This window comes from Kitasatospora sp. NPDC036934 (assembly GCF_055608425.1).
The window spans coordinates 17,929-36,010 of record NZ_JBVJQR010000027.1 but is presented as its reverse complement, the minus strand read 5'-3'; the positions used below and the strand labels follow the sequence as shown (position 1 = coordinate 36,010).

The following is an 18,082-nucleotide window of genomic DNA, read 5'->3' as shown; positions in this document are numbered from 1 at the left end:
TGAGGGCCTTCGGGTGGCCATGAAAGGGTGCCGGTCGACTTGCTCGGAGGCCGCTGTGCCTTTTCCGCCCCGGCGCCGTCCAGACCGCCGCCGTACTCGCGCTCGCCGCGGTGCTCCGGCACCGGCAGGGGCATGGCCGGGTGCGAGGCCAAGCCATCGCGGGTAACAAACGGAAACAATGAGTGGCGGATAGGCTGCTCTGCGTGATGAAGATGATCGCGGTGGCCCAACGGTGGCTGCTGGGACTGATGCTGGTCTGCTACGCGCTGGCGGGCGCTTTCCCCGCCCCCGGCGAAGCTCTTCGCGAGCTGGTGCTGCGGGTCCCGGCGAGCTCGGCCGTGATGACGCTGCCGATGGCGCTGCTGGCGGTGATGCTGTTCAACGCCGGCCTGGGGGTGCGGATCCCCGAGCTGCGCGTCGTGGCCTTGCGACCCCTGCGTCTGATCCTCGGCATCACGGCGAACGCCCTGCTGCCCCTGCTCCTCCTGCCCGTTGTCGGGCTTTGCCTGCGGACCTGGCCCGACCCTGCGGAGGCGGAGGGGCTGGTGGTGGGACTCCTGCTGGTGCTGGCGATGCCTATCGCCGGTGGCGCCGCGTCCTGGGGGCAGAACGCGGGCGGCAACGTCCCCCTGGTCGTCGCTATGGTGATCGGCTCCACGCTGCTCAGCCCGCTCACCGTCCCCCTCGGCCTGGACGTGGCAGGCCGACTGGTCGGTCCCCACGGCGCCGGTGTCCTGGACGACACGACCACCGTCGACACCGTCGCCCGCACCGGGGCGGGGATCTTCGCGCTGCTGTCGGTGGTCCTGCCGTGCCTGACGGGCATCGCCGTGCGCGCCGTGCTCGGTGAGGAGCGCATCCGCCGCGCGCTGCCCGCCGTCAAGGCCGTCAACCTGGTGAACATCCTGCTGCTCTGCTACACCAATGCCGCCGGCGCCTTGGGACAGGTGGTCGCCCATCCGGATCCCGACCTGATGGTGGCGGTGCTCGGCATCGCCGGCGCGGTGTGCGGCCTCACGTTCTGCAGCGGTCGGTGGCTCTCCCGATGGACCGGGTGTGACCGGCCTGACGGGATCTCCCTGACCTTCGCCACCGGGATGAACAACAGCAGTGCGGCAGCGGTACTCGCGGCCGGCTGGTTCGCCCACCGCCCCGAGGTACTGCTGCCGATCCTCGCCTACAGCCTGTTGCAGAAGATCGTGGCCGGTGCGGCGGGGCGCCCGCCCCGTCTGCAGCCGACGGGGGTCCGGAGCGAACTTCCACTCCCGACAAGCATCGTGACGCACCAGAGATGAATGCGGCGGGGCCACTTCGAAGGAAGACGGCGATACCCGGGGCGGCCGTTCGAGCGCGGGCGGCGCTTGTTGGGCAGAACCTCGTTGACGCCTTCGAGGGCACGGCGTAGATGGTCGTACCGATCGGTCAACGCCGTGCAGGTCACCAGGAGGTGGTGGAAGGACCCGGGGCTGGCACCCGGGCCAAGGTCCGGCAGTAGCAACCCGAAGACGAGGCGGCGAGTCTCAGTGGGGTGTGCCGTGTCGGCGCCAGGCGGGAGGGCAGACGTGCCGACGTCGGCGAGCCGTCCGGCAACGGCCCTGATTGCCGCAGCACTGGCGCAGGATGTGCACACGCTGCGCCGGTCCATGACGGTGCGCCGGCCGGCCCAGGACCGAGCTGATCAGTGGAATCGCCGCCATGAGGACGATCAGAGCCGTGATCAGCGCGATCGCCGTCGTCTCCCACCCGGGACCCGGGCGCGGGTCTCCGGTGCCCGGTGCCGAGCGGTCAGGCCGCAGCGCCTCACGAGGAGGGGCGGCCGCTCTGCCGGTGACCCGCTGCGCACGCTGCTGCTCGGGTGCAGGCCGATCACCTGGCCCAGAGGGCAGGTGGTCCCGATCCTTACCGTCGTGCATCCGAGTTCCCCCTCCGTCTGGTTCCGTGGCCATGTCACGGCGAGGCTATCGAGCGCGCGTGCGGTCACCGAGCGCCGGGGCGGTCGGCTACGGGCGGGCCGTCGTTGCCGGGCGCGCCGCCTTGTCGAACATCTTGTCCGTGTCGTGCCAGGCCGCGGCGAGACTGCCAGTGGAGAGGGCAAGCAGCAGGGCGCCGACCGCTAGCGGTGTCAGCCTGGGGCGCGGTGCCGGTGCGAAGAGCGCCCGCACCCGTCGCGGTACCGGGCCTTCCGTCGCGGCGAGCGCCCCGGCGGGGGTACGCCCGGCGGAGAGCGCGGCGCGGGCCACGGCGCGCGCCACCACCGTACGATCACCCACGGCCCGCCCGGCCTCCTCGTCCGCCCACCGCTCCAGCACGAAGGCGCCTTCTCGGGCCAGCGGCCGCACGAACGGGTCGACGGCAGCCGTCAGGTGCAGCGCGAGCAGGAACAGGTGGTGTCGTCCCCTCAGGTGAGCCCGTTCATGGGCGAGCAGCGCCTGCTGTTCGGGCCCGTCCAGCATCCTCAGCATCCCGGTCGACACCACGATCCGCCCCGGTGCTCCGGGAAGGGCGTAGGCGACCGGTGACGAGTCTTCCAGGACGGCCAGTTCCCGGTGCCCGCGCAGCCTGCGGCAGGTCCGACGGGCGGCGCGCAGGAGAGCCGCCCGCCGGCAGGCCGCCACGAGTAGCATGCAGACCGCGACCGCCAGCACCAGGGCGCAGCCCCAGGAAACGGTCTGGCTCACCGGAGCCTGCGCGCGCAATGCCCGGCGCGACCACTGGCCGATCGTGGCGACCAGCCGGATCTGCCCGATCCCGGTGGAGGCCAGCAGGGCGAGCGACCCGGCCCAGCACACGGCCGAGACCACTGCCCCCGACAGCAGCGCCCACGCCGCGACCTTCGGCGACAGCCGTCGCGACAATCGCGGCCCGAGGGCGGCCAGCAGCCCGCTGGTCAGCAGCGGTGCGTACACATCGACGCTCACAGCTCTCGGGACGTCTCGTGCCGGCGCAGCAGTTCCTGGAGCGAGCTCTCGTCCTCCTGGGAGAGGGTGTCGACGAACCGGGCGAGTACGGCGAGTCGGTCGCTGCCGCGTGCCAGCAGTGCGTGCATGCCGGCGGCGGTGTGCTCGGCCTCGTCCCGTACCGGTTCGAAGGCGTACCCGCGGCCGGCGCGCTCGCGCCGCACCAGCGCCTTGGCCGCCAGGCGGGAGAGGATGGTCAGCACCGTGGTGTAGGCGAGGCCGCGAGGCAGTCGGTCGAGTACCTGCGCGGCGGTCATCGGGCCGTCGGCCGCCCAGAGCACGGCGAGCACCTGCGACTCCAGCTCTCCGGCCGCGCGCCGTCCGCCCTCGGCAGATCCGTTACCGCCTCTGGTCATGGTTTCAGCGCCTCTTCCGTTCCTCGTCACCGCACCGGTCGGCGCCGCGTCGCGTCGCAGGACGAGGGTTCGGTGGAACCCGTCGTGGCGGCGCCTGCGACCAGTATCCCCGCCCCGCGGGAGGCCCAGGGGGCCTCACCGAGAGCTTTCGCTGCCACGAGCCGGTAACTCATTCCGGCCGAGGGCTGCTCGTCAGCCCATCAGGAGCCACAAGGCGAGCCCTGTGGCAACCCCGGCGGCCAGAAGGCAGGGCACGACGAGGACGAGGACGAAGACGAGGAGCTCGCCGGCCCTGGTGATGACGGCGAGGACCGGGGCGCGCTCGCCGGCCGGGCGTCGACCACTGGTGCGGGCCCTGCGGCTGGTGGCCCGCGGCGAGAGCGCGGCTATGCCGGGAGGCGAGGGATCCGGATGGGTCACAACGGTCACTCCAAAGCGTTCTGGGCCCGCAACGGCGGCTGTCCGGCGGTTCGGGCGCCCGAGACGTCGGGGATCGCCCTGCACAGGCCAAAGCTACTACAGCCTGTAGAGCTGGGTTGGCGGGTGCCGCCCAGCTGGCCGCTGGCCTGCCATGCCGGGCTCTACAGCATGTAGTAGTTTTGCGCTTCGGTCGCTGAGTGTTCACCCGAATTCCGCTGTTGCGTCAGTTCGCCTCACGGGAGAAGGGGGCGGCGGCTGGCCGACATTGCCCCTTCGCCACAGAACCCAGGCGGCCGATTCAACCGGTCGGAGGGGCTGTAGCGGCACCCCTCCCACCCCGACCCCGAAAGATCGCGCCTGATGACATCCCCCTCTGCGCTGCCCCTCGCGTTCGACGGCTCCGGCATCGACGGCTCGCTGTTCACTTCCGTCACCGGCATCGCCAAGGACACCCCATGGTTGAACCAGCCCGTCGAGGCCTGGACCAACCTCGGCCTCGGCGTGTTCGCGATGCTGATGCTCATCGGGTGGTGGAACGCCCGCCGCCGGGACGCCACCGCCATGGCCCTCGCGCTGGCCGTCCCGGTGTCCGTCGTCGCCGCGTTCGCGGTCGCCGAAGCGATCAAGAAGATCGTCGCCGAGGACCGCCCCTGCCACTCCATGCCGCACGCCTACGTCGTCGAGGCCTGCCCCGCGCCGAGCGACTACGCCTTTCCCAGCGGCCACACCACCACCGCTGCCGCGACCGTCGCCGCGCTGTTCCTGCTCGACAAGCGGCTGAGCTCCATCGCCGCCGTCTTCGCCGTCGTGGAGGCGTTCACCCGGGTCTACGTCGGCGCCCACTACCCCCACGACGTGATCGGTGCCGCCGTCATCGCGATGCCCGTCGCGTACGGGACGAGCCTGGCCCTTCGCCGCTTCGCCACCCCGGTCGTCAACGGCCTGGCCAAGGGGCGGCTTCGACCTCTGGTGACCGCGGCGCCAGGGATGGCAGGGCGCTCCGCCCGCTGACGCCGCACGGCGGGGGCCGTGCGGCAGATCCTGCACTCACCGCGACAGGTCGGTCCACCCGCCCGGCCGACCCGCACGTGAGCACTAAAGGCCAAGGATCTGACGTCAGGCAGATGGTTCTCGTCCGGCCGGGGACCACCGTACTCGGTGTCCTGTGGAGCCAGTCCCCCCGGATCGCCCAGTGTGGACGAAGGCCGTCGATGAGGTTCTCCGACGCCCCGCCGCATATCTTGATCGAATTTCCGGTGCCGGGTACTAGATATGCCCAGGGCCGGGGATATTGCCACCGCTTCCCCACGGGCCATGGCCGGTTATCAAAAGCCACAGAAAGAACAGGACGAAGGGAACTCCCAGCAGTACCAAGACCACGAAGACAAACCTGTCTCCGGGCGGCGGCTTGCCGCTGCCCGGCGGATGATCTACCACTCTTCCCCCTTCCTTCCAGAGCTGAGCGTCACTCAACATAGCGTCGACAGGCTTTCACGTCTCCAGCCAGAGACGGTCGTTCCGCCCACGCCGAGTGTTCTCGTGATCGTGTTGGCAGCGGCCCCTCAGCCTGGTAATCGGAGTGCTCCACGAGGCCTGTTTCTCCGGCGGGGAGATCGCGGCAGCGCAGGAACCGCGAGGCCCTGATCGGCGGCGTGGGCCAGGGCGACGGCCGGCCCTTCGCCTCCCGGGCCGCTGCGGAGGCCTGCTCCAGTTCCCCGGCGGCGTGACAGTTCGTCGGCCCGCATCGCGGCGAAGTCGGTGCAGGCCGGCTCGCGACCTCCGGGTAGGGGCCGCCGCTTCGTGCGTGCGGCGAGGACTCGGTGGATGGCGGCTCGGGATGCGGTCGCTTCCCGGATATCGATTGCCGCGGCCCGCCCCTATAGCAGGCTGTGCAGGCTTCCCGCGTCGGGCAGATGGATCCAGCCCTCGACGGCGGCGGCCGGGGCGTCCTCAGGCTCGGGCGGGCGGGTCAGGCCCTTGGCGCAGGCCCGGGCGACGAGGGCTGCGACGAGGGCGTCGAAGGCGTGCTCGTTGCGTTCGTACTCCTCCCGGACCTGTGGCGAGCAGTGCAGGAAGGGTGTGGCCTTCATCAGGTCGTCCATGGATCGTTGTGTGCCGAGTTGCCATCGCAGGCGGGCGGCCTTGGGGTAGACCTCGACGACGGGGCCCGTCCCGGTGCGCTCCACGGGGTGGCCGCGGTGGGCGAGTTCGTCGGCCAGGTGGGCCCAGCGCGCGGCCGTGGCGCCGAGCTTGTCGAAGGACACGGACAGCGGTTGCAGGCTCGGGGCGAGGGCCTGCCGTACGGCGATGTCGGTGCGGCGGTGACGCAGCGACGGGCGGTGTTCGGTGCTGGTGGTGCCGCGTCCGGGCCATGCTTCGTGACGGGCGTGGGCGGTGATCGCCTGGATGAAGGGGATCGGCCAGCCGAACGGGCAGTCGACACCGGCGCGCTCGCCGGGGAGCAGGCCGGCGAGGAGGGCGAGCAGGTCGTCGTCGGTGCAGCGCAGCTGCGGCGGGTCGGCGGTCACGGCGCCGCCGTTCCAGTGGAGCACGGCGACGGCTGTGGTGGCGGGGCTTGCCGCGAGGTCGATCCCGATGCTTCGCACGGGGGTCATCATGGCGGAGGCGCGGCGCCGTGGACAGGTTTCTGCCGTCGTCCGGGCTGCCGTCGGATCGGCTTGCGGTCAGCCGTCCGCGGGGCTTTCGGAGGCGGCGAGTTGGTGGTGGAGCTGGCGTACGAGGGAGACCATGGCGGGCAGGGCGGCGCCGAGGGCGGCTCGTTCGTCAGGGTCGAGCGCGTCGAGGGCGGTGCCGATGCGCTGCTCGTGGGCGCGCTGCCAGGCGGCGAGGCGTTCGGCGCCCTGCTCGGTGAGCTGGACGGCGGCGCGGCGCCGGTCGCGGCTGTCGGTGCCGCGGTCGACCAGGCCGGCGGCCATCAAGCGGCTGACGAGTCCGGACACGGTGTTGGGCGCCAGGCGCAGGCGCTCGGCGAGCTGGCCGGCCTGGGCGGGCTGGGACTCGGCGAGGGACTGGAGGATCTCGACCTGGGCGATCGGGAGCGTCTCCCAGGGGTAGTCGGAGCGGATCGAGGCCCGCAGGGCCCGGCGAAGTCCCGTTATGGCGTCGGTGAGCAGGCGCGCTTCGAGGCCCGGCTGTTCGAGATCGGGGCGGGCGCTGGTGTCGGCGGTCGGGCTGGCCATGGTGCCAACCTAACCATGCCGCGGTCGGGGCGCGGTCCTCCGTGTGCCCGGGCGGTCCCGGTGGCGCTTGTACGGCACGCAGGGACCGCAGACCCAGGAACCCGGAGCCTCCTGCAGCGCCGGGTCCATGAACCGGGCTCGGACTGCAGCCCCGAGCGGTTGTGAGCGCCTTCGGCGGGCCGTGGGCGCGCTCGGGGCTCGCCGTCGACGCGACCACACGTGGGGACGGCGGTCTGTGCCCAGCCCCCCGACTCAGGGGACGAACGGCCCAAGCACGTCCGCGGCCACGGGGCCGAAACTGGCACTGTGACCGAGCATGTCACTTCCGAACTCGATCGTGCACAGTGCCTCGCGTTGCTTGCCGCGTGCCGTCATGGACGTGCGGTCTTCACCGAGCAGGCCCTGCCGCTGGTTGTCCCGGTCCCCTTCCTCGTGGACCACGACGGTGTCGTCATCGGCGGTGACCGGAGTCTGGAGGGGCTGTGCGACGGCGACGTCGTCGTCTTCCAGGTCGACCGGGCAATTCCCGAGACGGGGACCGTCGACAGCGGCACGGTCGCCGGCCGCATCCGTGGTATCCACGATCCCGGGAAGATCGGCCTGCTCGCCGACCTCGCTCAGGCGATGGAGAACCTCCTGGCCACCGCCCGTGAGGTTCAGCGAATCCACGGCCGGATCCGCGCGCTGCTACGCGTGGTGACGCCCGTCACCGACGAGAGCGACCTCGCCCGGGTCCTTCACCAACTGGTCACCTCCGCAGGAGACCTGACGGGCGCGAGCTGGGCCGTCCTGGTCCCCGGTGACGGGCTCACCCAACCCGGAGCGGTGATCCACGGCGGCCTCCAGAGCATCGATGCCCGGCGGCGTGAGGAGGTCATCAAGAGGAGCCGTGCGTTCCGAGGCCTGCTCGGAGACCAGGGCACCGTCCGTGTGACCGACACCGCGCGGTTCCCCGCAGGTGCGCCGCCGGTCACCGCCCTGCTGGCAACCTCCACCCCTGTTGCGGACGGGAGTGCGGTCGGTCTCTACCTGGCCGACCAGCAGTAAGCCGGGCACTCCCCGGGGCCCTTCACCGCCGAGAACGAGGAACTGCTGCAGGCGCTGGCCTCGGCAGCCGGCGCGGCAGTGGACCATGCCGTCCTGCTGGAGCGGACGAGACTTCGCGAAGCGTGGCAGCAGGCCCACACCCGGATCACCACCGCCATCCTCGGTGACACGGACAGCGCCCACGCGCTGCAGCTCATCGCGGAGCAGGCCCTTCTGGTCGCCGACGCCGACACCGCCGTGATTGCTCTGCCCGGCACGGCCCCGGCCCACCTGGCCGTCCGGCCCACCGCCTCCGAGCCGACGGCCGCCGGCGCGGAACTACCCCGCTGGCGCCGGTGGCCGGGGCCGACCCCGTCTGCGCCCCCTCCGGGGTACTCGACGCAGGCGTTGTCCAGGCGGGCTTCGACGGCTTGGACGAGAACCTGGATGAACGGGGCGCGCTTCGTGCCCTCCGGCGGGGCCTGGACGACCGGGGGAGCTGACGGGCGGCGGCCGCTTCGGGACCGGAGTCCGGCTGGACCGGGTCCTCGCCCTCGAACTCTTGCACGGCATCGGCCGCAGGGCCTGCTGAGGTGTCCGGACGACACGCCATGCTCTGACCCGAGCGGGGCAGGATGGGGTCCGGGTGCGCCGTGGCGGCCGGGCCGTCCGGCCGGGTTCCGGTCAGTCCAGTTCGATGGTGAAGTCCCACACCGTCACCGGCTTGCCGTCGTGCCGCCAGGTGAGCTGCGCGGAGCCGGGCCGGTAGGTGCCGACGAGGGTCAGGGTGGCCGTCGCGCCGGGTGCGGCGGTGACGGTGGCCGGGCCGGTGGCGGTGAGCGGGACGTCGGTGCCCTGCTCGTCGCGCGAGGAGAAGTCGGCGGCGGCCACGGTGACGGCGGCCGTGGCCTGCCCGAAGGTGACGGTGAAGGTGCCGGTGGTGTGCTCGGGCGGCTTGCCGCCCGTGGCCGGTCCGGTGGCGTCCTGGGCGGGCCCGACGGCCCGCACCAGCGCGCCGCCCTCGGGCAGCTTGGCCTGGACGGTGTCGCCCATGGCGACGAGCTGCAGGTGCTGCTCGTCGGCGACGGGCGTCGCGCGGGCCGTGGGCGCGGTGGGGATCGGGACTGCTCCGAGGTCCTTCACCGTGTCGGTCGCGTTGCGCCGGCCGTCGGAGGATTCCCCGGTGCAGCCGGAGAGCAGTAGGGCAAGGGTGGCGCAGGCGAGCGCCGCCGGGCGGAGGAGGGATCGGGTGCGCCGGGGGCCGGGCCGACGGTCGTCGGCCCGGCGCGGCGCTGCGGTGCTCGCAGCGTTCATCGGTGCTGGGGGTCCTTCACGGGTTCCGGGAGGTCACTGTCCGGTCGGCGAGGCCGTGACCGGCGTCTGCGGCTCGTCGGCGCGGCCGGTGGCCGGGTAGACGAGGGTGCCCGACGGGGCCGGCGGCAGGGCGTGGCCGGAGGGGTTGTTGTAGACGTCGGCGCCGAACGGGCGCAGCCCGTCCGCGGCGGCGTAGCCGAGGTGGCCGCGGCCGTCGGTGCCGCCGTGCTCGATGCCGTAGAGGTCCTCCATGCTGCGCAGCCAGGAGTAGTGGTTGTACGGCTGGTCGCTGATCGAACCCGGCTTGATGTAGCGGGAGATGAGCAGCGCGCCGGTGATGCCGCCACCGGGGGTGGTGTCCTGGCCGAAGGCCTGGAAGCCGGGCTGGGTGGTGTTCGGGCCGGGCAGCTCGTTGCAGCAGGCGACGACGGACTGGGCCGTGTCGGTGGGGGTGTTGAGCTTCGGGTCCTTGTTGCCGGTGTAGTCGGTGACCGAGTTGCCGTACATCTTGTAGGGCGGGAAGGCCTCGTCGAAGATGATCTGGATCATGCCGTCGTGCTGGAACGCCGGCGAGGCCATGATCTGCGGGACGATCTTCTCCAGGAACCGGTCCGAGGCGTAGAGGCCGCCCTGGTGGTCGTTCGGGTCGCCGGAGGAGTTGTCGCCCTTGCAGACGGCGTCGTGGGCGTCCGAGCAGTTGTCGGGCGTGATCCAGGAGAACGCCGGGGTGGTGTCCTCGCTCTTGAGGTCCTCGGCCAGGCCGGTGAGGGCCGGGTGGTCCGCGGTGGCGGGGCGGCCGTCCAGGGGGACGACGTTGGCGCACTCCTGCGGGTCGTCGATCAGCGAGTGGAACCAGGCCGTCGGGTTGTGCTTGGCGACGTACTGGTCCTGGGCGGTCGCGCCGCCCGGGTCCGGGACGCCGGCGCCGGACGGGTCGCCCGGGATGCCGCAGCGGTAGACGTCCTCGCGGCCGGGCGTGTTGCCCATCTGCTGCATGTACGCCTTCCAGCTGAGGTTCTTGTCGTCCAGCTGATTGAAGAGGGTGTACACGGAGCTGGGGTACACGCAGCCCGAGGAGGCGTTGACCTGGCCGTCGGCGGCCGGGGTACCGGGGCTGACGTCCTTGTACTGCGCGCAGTCGGCCTGGTTGTCCGGGGTCGGGGCCTGGCCGGAGACGAGGCTGACGTAGTTGTCGAGGCTGTAGTGGCCGGTCCCGTAGTACTGGCGCAGCAGTTCGCCGTACTGGGGGAGGGTCTTCCACAGGTAGCTGTTCTGGTTGAGGCCGGTGAACGTCGCCTCGTAGGACTTGTTCTCCAGGATGATCGTCCACACGTGGCCGATCTTGTGGGCAGTGGGCTGGCCGGCGTCGTGGGCCGAGGCGGGTGCGGGCGCCAGCGTGGCGGCTGCCGTCATCACCGCCACCCCGGATATCAGCCGCCGTCCCCAGCGGCCGATCGTGAGACGTGCCATGACGCTCCCTCAGTGCGAGCGGCGGGGGCCTTCCCCGCCGACGGGACACTGTTCACCGCGCAGACAGCGCCTACCGCCGAGTAAACCGAACTCTGGGTGCCTGCCGAGTGAACAGAAAGGAATGGGACGCTCACGATCTGATGTCGCCTTCGGGGCGCCGGCCGCTCTCGGCTTCCGGCGTTGGCCGCAGCTCGACCGGCCCTTGGATGCGACGAGCTATAGAGTATTCGGCGGTCGAAGATGCCCGCCCCGTCATCGCGAGAGGATCAGCCGGCCATGTCGCGCCCCCGCACTTCAACGGGGCACCGGTGCACCATGCCGATCCATCCGGCGCGCCCGGGGCTGGCACCGGGCACGGGATCGCCGTCCACGGCTGGCCCACCGCCTGCTGCTGCGCGGCCCGCGCGCCACCCACCAGTACCTGCGCCGCGCCCGCGGTGGGGGGTGGGGCTATGTCGGCCGCGACGGGTCCGGATAGGCCTCAGCCAGGCACTCCAGCACTCTCTGGGGTGCCCCCACGGCGGCGTCCGTCGGGGTGGCGAGGACGGACCGGGGCCTAGGGCGGCTCTGGTGATCGCCCTGTTCGTCCCAAAGCTACTACGCACTGTAGAGAATATTGCCGGCCGCCCGGCGGTGGCCGGTGGCGCGGCCGGGTCGCGGGTTCGGGGCGATGGGGGCACCCGACGACGACGTCGGTGGTGGCCGGTCGGGACGCAGAAGCAGAGGCGTCAGCGGTGAAGCGAGGACGGACCGTGGCCGCGTGAGGACGCGGACGGCAAGGATCCGGTGCGGGCGGCGGGTTCGGCCCGTCGGACGACGATGACGGCGGCGTCGTCGTCCGGATGATGGCCGACGTGGGCGAGCAGGTCGCGGCGAATGTGGTGCACGAGTGCCTCGGGGGAGCACTTCGTCCACTGGGCGGCGCGTTCGGCGAGCGGGTAGAACTCCCCGGTGCGGTCGCGGGCTTCGGTGACCCCGTCGGTGTACAGCAGGAGGGTGTCACCCGCAGAGAACGGAACGCGGGTGTCGGGGTAGTGGCCGTTGCCGAGGGAGTTCACGCCCAGGGGAGGGGCGGGCGGCACGGAGTCCACCGGCTCCGCGCGGCCGTCGCGCAGCAGCAGGGGCGGGGGGTGCCCGCAGTTCGTCAGGTGGGCGATGGGCTCGTCGTCGGGCAGGTCGAGCAGGAGCGCGGTGATGAAGTGCCGACGGCGTCCCCGTTCTCCTCGGTGAAGTCGGCGAGGTAACGGCCCACATTGCGGTCGAGCGTGGCGGCGAGCTCCGCGAGGGTGTCGTGCTGTGCGGCGATCAGCCGGAAGGCGCTGACCACCAGGGCGGACTCGCCGACGGCGGCCAGGCCCTTGCCCCGGACGTCGCCGACGACCATGCGGGTCCCGTGGGCGGTGCGGGTGGCGGTGTAGAGGTCGCCGCCGATTTGCGCCTCCCGCTCGGCCGCGAGGTACATCGTGGCGATCCGCAGCGGCCCGAGGCGTTCGGGCAGTGGGCGCAGCAAAGCGAGCTGGGCGGCCTCGGCGACGGACTGGGCGCGCGCGAGTTGCTTGGCCCGGTGTTCACGGATCGCGGTGAACGTGACGATGAGCACGCACAGCACGGTCAGCGCGGTGATCTGTGCGATGTGGTTGCTGGTGGTGATGCCGCCGTGGAGGAAGGCGATGAGGACCTGGGCGGCGATGGCCACAGCTCCGACGAGGGCGATCAGGCGCGGTCCGGCGAACGAGGGTGTGAGGGCGGGGGAGATCACCAGGAGTGGGCCGAGATGGATCGTGGTGGGGGAGCGGAGGTCCACCACGGCGATCACCACGATGAGGGCGAGCGGGATCATCAGCAGCGCGGTGCTGCGCTGCCGTGGGTAGGACATGGGGGCGCGGACTCCCATGTCCCTACTGTGCGCCGCGGTGTCGGCGGGCGCATGTGCGGTTTGCAGGGGCTCCGGTGCTGTCTGTGGCCGTGCGGTACCACCGCGCCCCGGTAGGGGGCATGGTGGTACCGGGAGGTCGTGCGGGGTACTCGGGTCAGCTGAGACCGGTGATGGCGGTCTTGACCTTGTCGCCGATGGCGGAAGGCATCGGGACGTAGCCCTTGGTACCGATGGCCTTCTGCGCGTCGTCGCCGGCGGTGTAGGTCAGGAAGGACTTCAGGGTGTCGAGAGTGTCGGCCTTGTTGCCCTTGTCGCAGGCGATCTCGTAGGTGACCAGGACGATCGGGTAGGCGTTGTCGGCCTTGGTGCCGTAGTCCAGGGAGAGGGCGAGGTCGCCGTCGGTGCCCGTGACGGTGGAGGTGGAGAGCGTGAGCGCGGCGTTGGCGGCGGTGGCTTCGACGGGCTGGGCGGCGCCGGTGGCGATCTTGGCGCTCTTCAGGTTGTTGGTCTGGGCGTAGGACAGCTCGGCGTAGCCGATCGAGTTCTTGACCTGCTTGATCTGGGCGGAGACGCCGGCGCTGCCGTTGGCGGACTGGCCGCCCTTGCCCTTCCACGCCTTGTCCGGCGCGGCGCTCCAGGCGCCGCCGGAGGTCTTGGCGAAGTAGGAGGTCAGGTTGAAGGTGGTGCCGGAGTCGTCCGAGCGGTGGAAGGTCTGGATCTCGGCGTCCGGCAGCTTGGCGCTCGGGTTCAGGGCGGCGATGGCCGGGTCGGTCCACTTGGTGACCTGCCCGTCGAAGATCTTGGCGGCGGTCGGGCCGTCCAGGACCAGGTTGTCGACGCCCTCGACGTTGTAGACGAGCGAGACCAGACCGGCCACCATCGGCAGGTCGATCGCCTTGCCACCGGTGCAGACGGCCTTGGAAGCGTCGACATCGGCCGGCTTGAGGGCGAAGTCGGAGCCGGCGAAGGCGACCTTGCCCTGGGTGAACTGCTGGACGCCGGCACCGGAGCCGCCGCCGCTGTAGTTGACGGTTGTGCCGGAGCAGGCGGCGCCGTAGGTGGTCTTCCAGACGTCGATCGCGGGGGACTGCGCGGTGGAGCCTGCGCCGAGGAGTGAGCCGTTCTTGCCGCACTTGACGGAAGAACCGGCGGCCGTGGAGCCGCTGGCGGCGGTGGTTCCCGTGTTGTTGTCACTGCCGCAGGCGGTGAGCGACAGGGCGCCGGCCAGTGCCACCGCGCTCAGGGCGAGGCTGCTGGACCGTCGGTTCCGCTGGAGCATCTGTTTCGTTCCCCTCGTTGACACGGCCCTCGGAAACGCGGGTGGCGTCCCCGGAATGGAGCGTGCGATATCCGGGGCCTGAGCGGCTCTCCGGCGCAGGCGAACGTAGACGGCGGAGGTGAACGCGTTTTCGGCCTCAAGCGAATACGGAGTGAACGGAGTGGACTGAAGGGGCTGCCGTCGGCTGTGGCGAGGAGTGACCGTGCTGGCTGAGGCGGTTCCTGGATCGGGCATCGCCGCTGCCGAAGGGATCTTGGCGGTAGGTCAGATCAGTCGGCCGGATGGTCGCGTGGCGAGCTGGCAGTGGAGCCTGTGGACGAGGGAGTTCATCGCGGGCAGTGCGGAGGCCAGGGCGGCGCGTTCGCCGGGGTCGAGGGCATCCAGCGCTGCCCCGATCCGCCGTTCGTGCGCGTGCTGCCAGGTGGTCGCGGCCCTCGTCGGTGAGCTGGACGACGGCGCGGTGGCGGTCGCGGGGGTCAGTGCCCCGGTCGGCCAGTCCGGCCGTCATCAGCCGCGTCAGCAGGCCCGAGACGGTGTTCGGAGCCAGGCGCAGCCGCTCGGCGAGCTGCCGGGCCGAGGCGGTCTGCGCTTCGGCCAGGGACTGGAGGATCTCGACCTGCGCGATGGGCAGGGTCTCCGGCGGGAGTTCCGTGCGGAGGGAGGAGCGCAGTGCTCGCCGCAGGCCGGTGATCGCCTCGGTGAGCAGGCGTGCGTCGAGGCCGGGCTGTTCGAGGTCGGGGCGGGTGCTGGTGTCGGCGGTCGGGCTGGCCATGGTGCCGACCTAGCCATGCTGCGGTCGGGTCGCGGTCCTCCGTGTGCCCGGGTGGTCCCGGTGGCGCTTGTACGGCATGCGGACGCGCCGGGTCGCGCCTGCGGGGAAGGAGCACCCGAACGGTGGACATGGCGGTGTCGTGTCGGCCGTTCGGGCGGTGCGGGCGAGCACCCTGGGCGTTCAGGTGACTGTACGTATGCGGCGTGTCGGGGGTGGGGTGCGCCGTGCCCGCCCGTCCGGGAGGACCGTGTGGATCAGGTGAACGAGGCCGGCACGGACCGGTCCGACCCGCAGGTGTGTCTGCTGCCCGGCCAGGCCGGCGCCGGGCCCGGGCCGGGGCCGGGGCGGAGGCGGGCCGGGGTGTGGGCGGGGGAGGTGCGCGCGGGTGTGATCGTGGCGTTGTTCAGCGTGCCCGAGGGCATGGCGTACGCGGCGATCGCCGGGTTCGATCCGGCGGCGGGCCTGTACGCGGGGGTGGTGCCCGCGGTCGTCGGCGCCCTGCTGTGCCGCTCGGTGCTGATGGTGACGACGCTGACCAGTGCGATCGCCCTCACCTCGCAGGAAGTACTCGCCGAGGCACGCCTGGATCCCTCCGACGGGGCGAACGTGGCCGCACTCGCGCTGCTGGTCGGCGTGGCGATGGCCGTCTTCGCCCTGCTGCGGCTGGGGTCGGCGCTGCGGCTGGTGTGCGGCGGGGCGATGGCGGCGTTCGCGGTCGGCATCGCCGTGCAGATCGTCGCGGGCGCGCTGGCGGACGCCACCGGCTACCGCGCCGGGCACCACAACCAGCTGCTGCGGATCGCCGGGTGGGCAGCGCACCCGGGCGGGTGGTCGTCGGCGGCGGCCTGGACGGCGGCGGCGACCGTCGCGGTGTGGCTGCTGGCCTACCGCTTCCACCGGACGCGGCCGCACGCGGTGCTGATCGCCCTGGTCGTCGGGAGCGCGGGAGTGCGGGCCTGGTCGGCACCGGTGCCGCTGGCCGCTTCGCTCGGCGCCGTCCCCTCCGGCCTCCCGCACCTGTCGCTGCCCGCCTGGGGCGTGCTGGTCCAACTGGCTCCGGGGGCCGGCGCGGTGGCGCTGGTGGCCCTCGCCCAGGCCGCCGGGATCTCCGGCGACCAGGCCGGCCACGACCGGAGCGGCCGCGAGCACGGGGCGGCCGGTACGCGGGACGTCCTCGCCCAGGCCGCGGCCAATATGGCGGGGGCGTTCTTCCAGGCGATGCCGGTCGGCGGCTCGCTCTCGCGCACGGGGGTGGCCGTGGCCGCCGGGGCCCGGACCCGTTGGGCCGGCGCCGTCTCCGGAGTCGCCCTGGCCGTCCTGGTCGCGTCCTGCGGCCGCGCGGTCGGCCTGATCCCGCTGCCGGTGATCGGGGCCCTGCTGGTGGTCGTCGGCGCGAAACTCGCGCTCGCCCGCCTGCCCGAGCTCCGGGCGGCCTGGCTGCGTGGGCCGCACGAGCGGGCGGCGACGGCGCTGACGTTCCTCGCCGCCACCGAGTTCCCGCTCCAGTACGCGCTCCTGCTGGGCGCGGCCGCCTCCCTTCTTCCGCGGGCGGCGGCGCAACTGCACCGTCGGTGGCGTCCGCAGGCTGCCCGCTCGTAACCGCGAGATGCTGCGGTTACCGAGCTAATCGGTGCCCGATGTACTGTGGTGCCCCTCGCGCGGCAGGACCTGCGCCGCGCCCGGCCGCGAGGGGACCGGCCTCATGCATCTGGCGTACCTGCCCAGCCCTTCCCAGGGTGTGTGGCACCTGGGACCGATACCGATCCGCGCCTACGCGCTGTGCATCATCACCGGCATCGGGGCAGCGGTCTGGCTGACCCGCCGCCGCTGGGCCGCCCTCGGCGGCAACCCGGACCACGTCGCCGACATCGCCCTGTGGGCGGTGCCGTTCGGCATCGTCGGCGGCCGGCTCTACCACGTGATCACCGACCCCGAGCTGTACTTCGAACCGGGCCGGCAGCCCATCCGTGCGCTCTACATCTGGGACGGCGGCCTCGGCATCTGGGGCGCGGTCGCCCTCGGCGCCGTCGGCGCCTGGATCGGCTGCCGCCGCCACGGCATCCGCCTGGCCGCCTACGCCGACGCCCTCGCCCCCGGCCTGGTGCTCGCCCAGGCGATCGGCCGCTGGGGCAACTACTTCAACCAGGAACTCTTCGGCGACCCGACCGGCCTGCCCTGGGGCCTGCTCATCGACCCCGCCCACCGCCCCGCCGCCACCCCGGACATCGCCCTCTACCAGCCGACCTTCCTCTACGAGTCGCTGTGGGACCTGGGGTGCGTGGCCCTGCTGCTGTGGGCCGACCGCCGCTTCGACCTGCACTCGGGACGCCTCTTCGCCCTCTACGCCGCCGCCTACACCGCGGGCCGCGCCTGGGTCGAGGCCCTGCGCGACGACCACGCCAACCACATCCTCGGCCTGCGCCTGAACATCTGGACCGCGCTGATCGGCTTCGCCCTCGCCGTCGCCTGCCTCGTCGCCACCCGCCACAGGCAAGCACCGGCCGACCGCATCCACCGCACCCCCCGACCCGCCGAACCGATCAAGGCCACCAGCTGATGCCCCACCCCGCAGCCCCCACGCACGACGCAGCCGCCCCGGCCACGGCCGCCCGCCCCGCACCCACCACCAGGCGCCCACGCCCGGCCTGGTGGGCCGAACTCCTGCTCGCCGCCGCGGGATACGCCCTCTACACCGTCAGCCGCAACGCCGTACCCGACCACCGCGCGGCGGCCCTGCACCGCGCGCAGGAGATCCTCGACGCCGAACGCAGCCTGCACCTCAGCTTCGAACTCGCGCTCAACCACGCCGCCGACCACGTGACCTGGCTGATCACCGGCATGAACTACTACTACGCGACCCTGCACTTCATCGTCACCATCGGCACCCTGCTCTGGCTCTACGTCCGCCGCCCCGAGCACTTCCGCGAGGCCCGGACGGCGTTGTACGCGGCGACCGCGGCAGCCCTCGCCGGCTTCTACCTCTACGCCCTCGCCCCGCCGCGCTTCCTCACCGGGGACGGCTTCATCGACACCGTCGTCGTCCACCACACCTGGGGCTCCTGGGCCTCCAGCTCCGTCGACACCGTCTCCAACCAGTACGCCGCCATGCCCTCGGTCCACATCGTCTGGTCCACCTGGTGCGCCGTCGTGCTGTACCGCCACGCCCGCAACCGGGCCGTACGCGCCGCCGCCCTCTGCTATCCGGCCGCGACCCTCGCCGTGATCCTCTCCACCGCCAACCACTTCGAGGCCGACGCCCTCGCCGGACTGCTCACCATCGGCGCCGGCTTCGCCGCCGCCCGCTGGACGGTCCGCTTCTCCTTCCGGTCCTTCCGGGCGCCACTCGCCTGAGGGTTCCGGGGGAATCAATCGATCGGACATCGAGTACATCCTCTACCGATCATATCGGCGA

General features: G+C 72.1%; 17 protein-coding genes. 6 read left to right on the top strand and 11 right to left on the bottom strand.

The window, feature by feature from the left end; genetic code table 11:
* The first annotated feature begins 212 nt into the window (after positions 1-212).
* On the top strand, positions 213-1,295 hold the full coding sequence (locus tag ACZ7BZ_RS30980; RefSeq protein WP_470361211.1) for a bile acid:sodium symporter family protein: 1,083 nt from the start codon (positions 213-215) through the stop codon (positions 1,293-1,295).
* A gap of 705 nt (positions 1,296-2,000) precedes the next feature.
* Here the strand turns inward: ACZ7BZ_RS30980 and ACZ7BZ_RS30975 are convergent.
* From ACZ7BZ_RS30975 to ACZ7BZ_RS30965, 3 genes are all read right to left on the bottom strand, one after another.
* Positions 2,001-2,918 (bottom strand): M56 family metallopeptidase, encoded by a 918-nt coding sequence (locus tag ACZ7BZ_RS30975; protein WP_470361210.1) that lies wholly within the window; start codon positions 2,916-2,918, stop codon positions 2,001-2,003.
* Entirely contained in the window at positions 2,915-3,313 is a 399-nt protein-coding gene (locus ACZ7BZ_RS30970) for a BlaI/MecI/CopY family transcriptional regulator (protein WP_470361209.1), read from the bottom strand. The genes ACZ7BZ_RS30975 and ACZ7BZ_RS30970 overlap by 4 nt, the downstream gene beginning before the upstream one ends.
* A 192-nt stretch (positions 3,314-3,505) precedes the next feature.
* Entirely contained in the window at positions 3,506-3,733 is a 228-nt protein-coding gene (locus ACZ7BZ_RS30965; protein WP_470361208.1) for a hypothetical protein, read from the bottom strand.
* Between the two features lie 360 nt (positions 3,734-4,093).
* Here ACZ7BZ_RS30965 and ACZ7BZ_RS30960 point away from each other — a divergent pair, with 360 nt between their 5' ends.
* A complete protein-coding gene (locus ACZ7BZ_RS30960) occupies positions 4,094-4,744 on the top strand; it encodes a phosphatase PAP2 family protein (protein ID WP_470361207.1) in 651 nt (216 codons plus the stop codon).
* A gap of 866 nt (positions 4,745-5,610) precedes the next feature.
* On the opposite strand, the gene ACZ7BZ_RS30955 is transcribed toward ACZ7BZ_RS30960, so the two are convergent.
* Both ACZ7BZ_RS30955 and ACZ7BZ_RS30950 read right to left on the bottom strand, forming a co-directional pair.
* Complete coding sequence (locus tag ACZ7BZ_RS30955; protein WP_470361206.1) at positions 5,611-6,339, bottom strand: DUF429 domain-containing protein; 729 nt, start codon at positions 6,337-6,339, stop codon at positions 5,611-5,613.
* A 78-nt stretch (positions 6,340-6,417) separates the two neighbouring features.
* On the bottom strand, positions 6,418-6,933 hold the full coding sequence (locus ACZ7BZ_RS30950; RefSeq protein WP_470361205.1) for a MarR family winged helix-turn-helix transcriptional regulator: 516 nt from the start codon (positions 6,931-6,933) through the stop codon (positions 6,418-6,420).
* 306 nt (positions 6,934-7,239) lie between these two features.
* Between ACZ7BZ_RS30950 and ACZ7BZ_RS30945 the strand changes: the two genes are divergently transcribed.
* Positions 7,240-7,980, top strand: coding sequence for a pyridoxamine 5'-phosphate oxidase family protein (locus tag ACZ7BZ_RS30945; protein WP_470361204.1), 741 nt, complete (start codon positions 7,240-7,242; stop codon positions 7,978-7,980).
* A 663-nt stretch (positions 7,981-8,643) separates the two neighbouring features.
* Here ACZ7BZ_RS30945 and ACZ7BZ_RS30940 read toward each other — a convergent pair.
* The 6 genes from ACZ7BZ_RS30940 to ACZ7BZ_RS30915 form a co-directional block, all read right to left on the bottom strand.
* Entirely contained in the window at positions 8,644-9,273 is a 630-nt protein-coding gene (locus tag ACZ7BZ_RS30940) for a hypothetical protein (RefSeq protein ID WP_470361203.1), read from the bottom strand.
* Between the two features lie 33 nt (positions 9,274-9,306).
* The gene (locus ACZ7BZ_RS30935) at positions 9,307-10,743 is read right to left on the bottom strand and encodes an alkaline phosphatase family protein (RefSeq protein WP_470361202.1); all 1,437 of its coding nucleotides are present in this window, start codon (positions 10,741-10,743) and stop codon (positions 9,307-9,309) included.
* Between the two features lie 728 nt (positions 10,744-11,471).
* A complete protein-coding gene (locus ACZ7BZ_RS30930) occupies positions 11,472-11,900 on the bottom strand; it encodes a PP2C family protein-serine/threonine phosphatase (protein WP_470361237.1) in 429 nt (142 codons plus the stop codon).
* Positions 11,888-12,619 carry a PP2C family protein-serine/threonine phosphatase gene (locus ACZ7BZ_RS30925; protein ID WP_470361201.1) on the bottom strand — a complete coding sequence of 244 codons (732 nt, stop codon included), beginning with the start codon at positions 12,617-12,619 and terminating at the stop codon, positions 11,888-11,890. Before ACZ7BZ_RS30925 ends, ACZ7BZ_RS30930 begins: the two co-directional genes overlap by 13 nt.
* Positions 12,620-12,773: 154 nt before the next feature.
* Positions 12,774-13,898, bottom strand: a complete 1,125-nt coding sequence (pstS, locus tag ACZ7BZ_RS30920; protein WP_470361200.1) for a phosphate ABC transporter substrate-binding protein PstS — start codon at positions 13,896-13,898, stop codon at positions 12,774-12,776.
* 136 nt (positions 13,899-14,034) lie between these two features.
* Positions 14,035-14,670, bottom strand: coding sequence for a MarR family winged helix-turn-helix transcriptional regulator (locus ACZ7BZ_RS30915; RefSeq protein WP_470361199.1), 636 nt, complete (start codon positions 14,668-14,670; stop codon positions 14,035-14,037).
* Between the two features lie 249 nt (positions 14,671-14,919).
* On the opposite strand from ACZ7BZ_RS30915, the gene ACZ7BZ_RS30910 reads away from it, so the two are divergent.
* The 3 genes from ACZ7BZ_RS30910 to ACZ7BZ_RS30900 all read left to right on the top strand — a co-directional run bounded on the left by ACZ7BZ_RS30910 (position 14,920) and on the right by ACZ7BZ_RS30900 (position 18,021).
* Positions 14,920-16,269 carry a SulP family inorganic anion transporter gene (locus ACZ7BZ_RS30910; RefSeq protein WP_470361198.1) on the top strand — a complete coding sequence of 450 codons (1,350 nt, stop codon included), beginning with the start codon at positions 14,920-14,922 and terminating at the stop codon, positions 16,267-16,269.
* A 103-nt stretch (positions 16,270-16,372) separates the two neighbouring features.
* Positions 16,373-17,227 (top strand): prolipoprotein diacylglyceryl transferase, encoded by an 855-nt coding sequence (lgt, locus tag ACZ7BZ_RS30905; protein ID WP_402478945.1) that lies wholly within the window; start codon positions 16,373-16,375, stop codon positions 17,225-17,227.
* Positions 17,227-18,021, top strand: coding sequence for a phosphatase PAP2 family protein (locus tag ACZ7BZ_RS30900; protein ID WP_470361197.1), 795 nt, complete (start codon positions 17,227-17,229; stop codon positions 18,019-18,021). Before lgt ends, ACZ7BZ_RS30900 begins: the two co-directional genes overlap by 1 nt.
* The last annotated feature ends 61 nt before the right edge of the window (positions 18,022-18,082 follow it).

Bases quoted from the DNA above. Each gene is read 5' to 3' on its own strand.
- pstS (WP_470361200.1), bottom strand. From the start codon at position 13,898: ATGCTCCAGCGGAACCGACGGTCCAGCAGCCTCGCCCTGAGCGCGGTG.
- ACZ7BZ_RS30960 (WP_470361207.1), top strand. From the start codon at position 4,094: ATGACATCCCCCTCTGCGCTGCCCCTCGCGTTCGACGGCTCCGGCATC.
- ACZ7BZ_RS30935 (WP_470361202.1), bottom strand. From the start codon at position 10,743: ATGGCACGTCTCACGATCGGCCGCTGGGGACGGCGGCTGATATCCGGG.
- ACZ7BZ_RS30900 (WP_470361197.1), top strand. From the start codon at position 17,227: ATGCCCCACCCCGCAGCCCCCACGCACGACGCAGCCGCCCCGGCCACG.
- lgt (WP_402478945.1), top strand. From the start codon at position 16,373: ATGCATCTGGCGTACCTGCCCAGCCCTTCCCAGGGTGTGTGGCACCTG.
- ACZ7BZ_RS30925 (WP_470361201.1), bottom strand. From the start codon at position 12,619: ATGTCCTACCCACGGCAGCGCAGCACCGCGCTGCTGATGATCCCGCTC.
- ACZ7BZ_RS30950 (WP_470361205.1), bottom strand. From the start codon at position 6,933: ATGGCCAGCCCGACCGCCGACACCAGCGCCCGCCCCGATCTCGAACAG.
- ACZ7BZ_RS30940 (WP_470361203.1), bottom strand. From the start codon at position 9,273: ATGAACGCTGCGAGCACCGCAGCGCCGCGCCGGGCCGACGACCGTCGG.
- ACZ7BZ_RS30915 (WP_470361199.1), bottom strand. From the start codon at position 14,670: ATGGCCAGCCCGACCGCCGACACCAGCACCCGCCCCGACCTCGAACAG.
- ACZ7BZ_RS30970 (WP_470361209.1), bottom strand. From the start codon at position 3,313: ATGACCAGAGGCGGTAACGGATCTGCCGAGGGCGGACGGCGCGCGGCC.
- ACZ7BZ_RS30980 (WP_470361211.1), top strand. From the start codon at position 213: ATGATCGCGGTGGCCCAACGGTGGCTGCTGGGACTGATGCTGGTCTGC.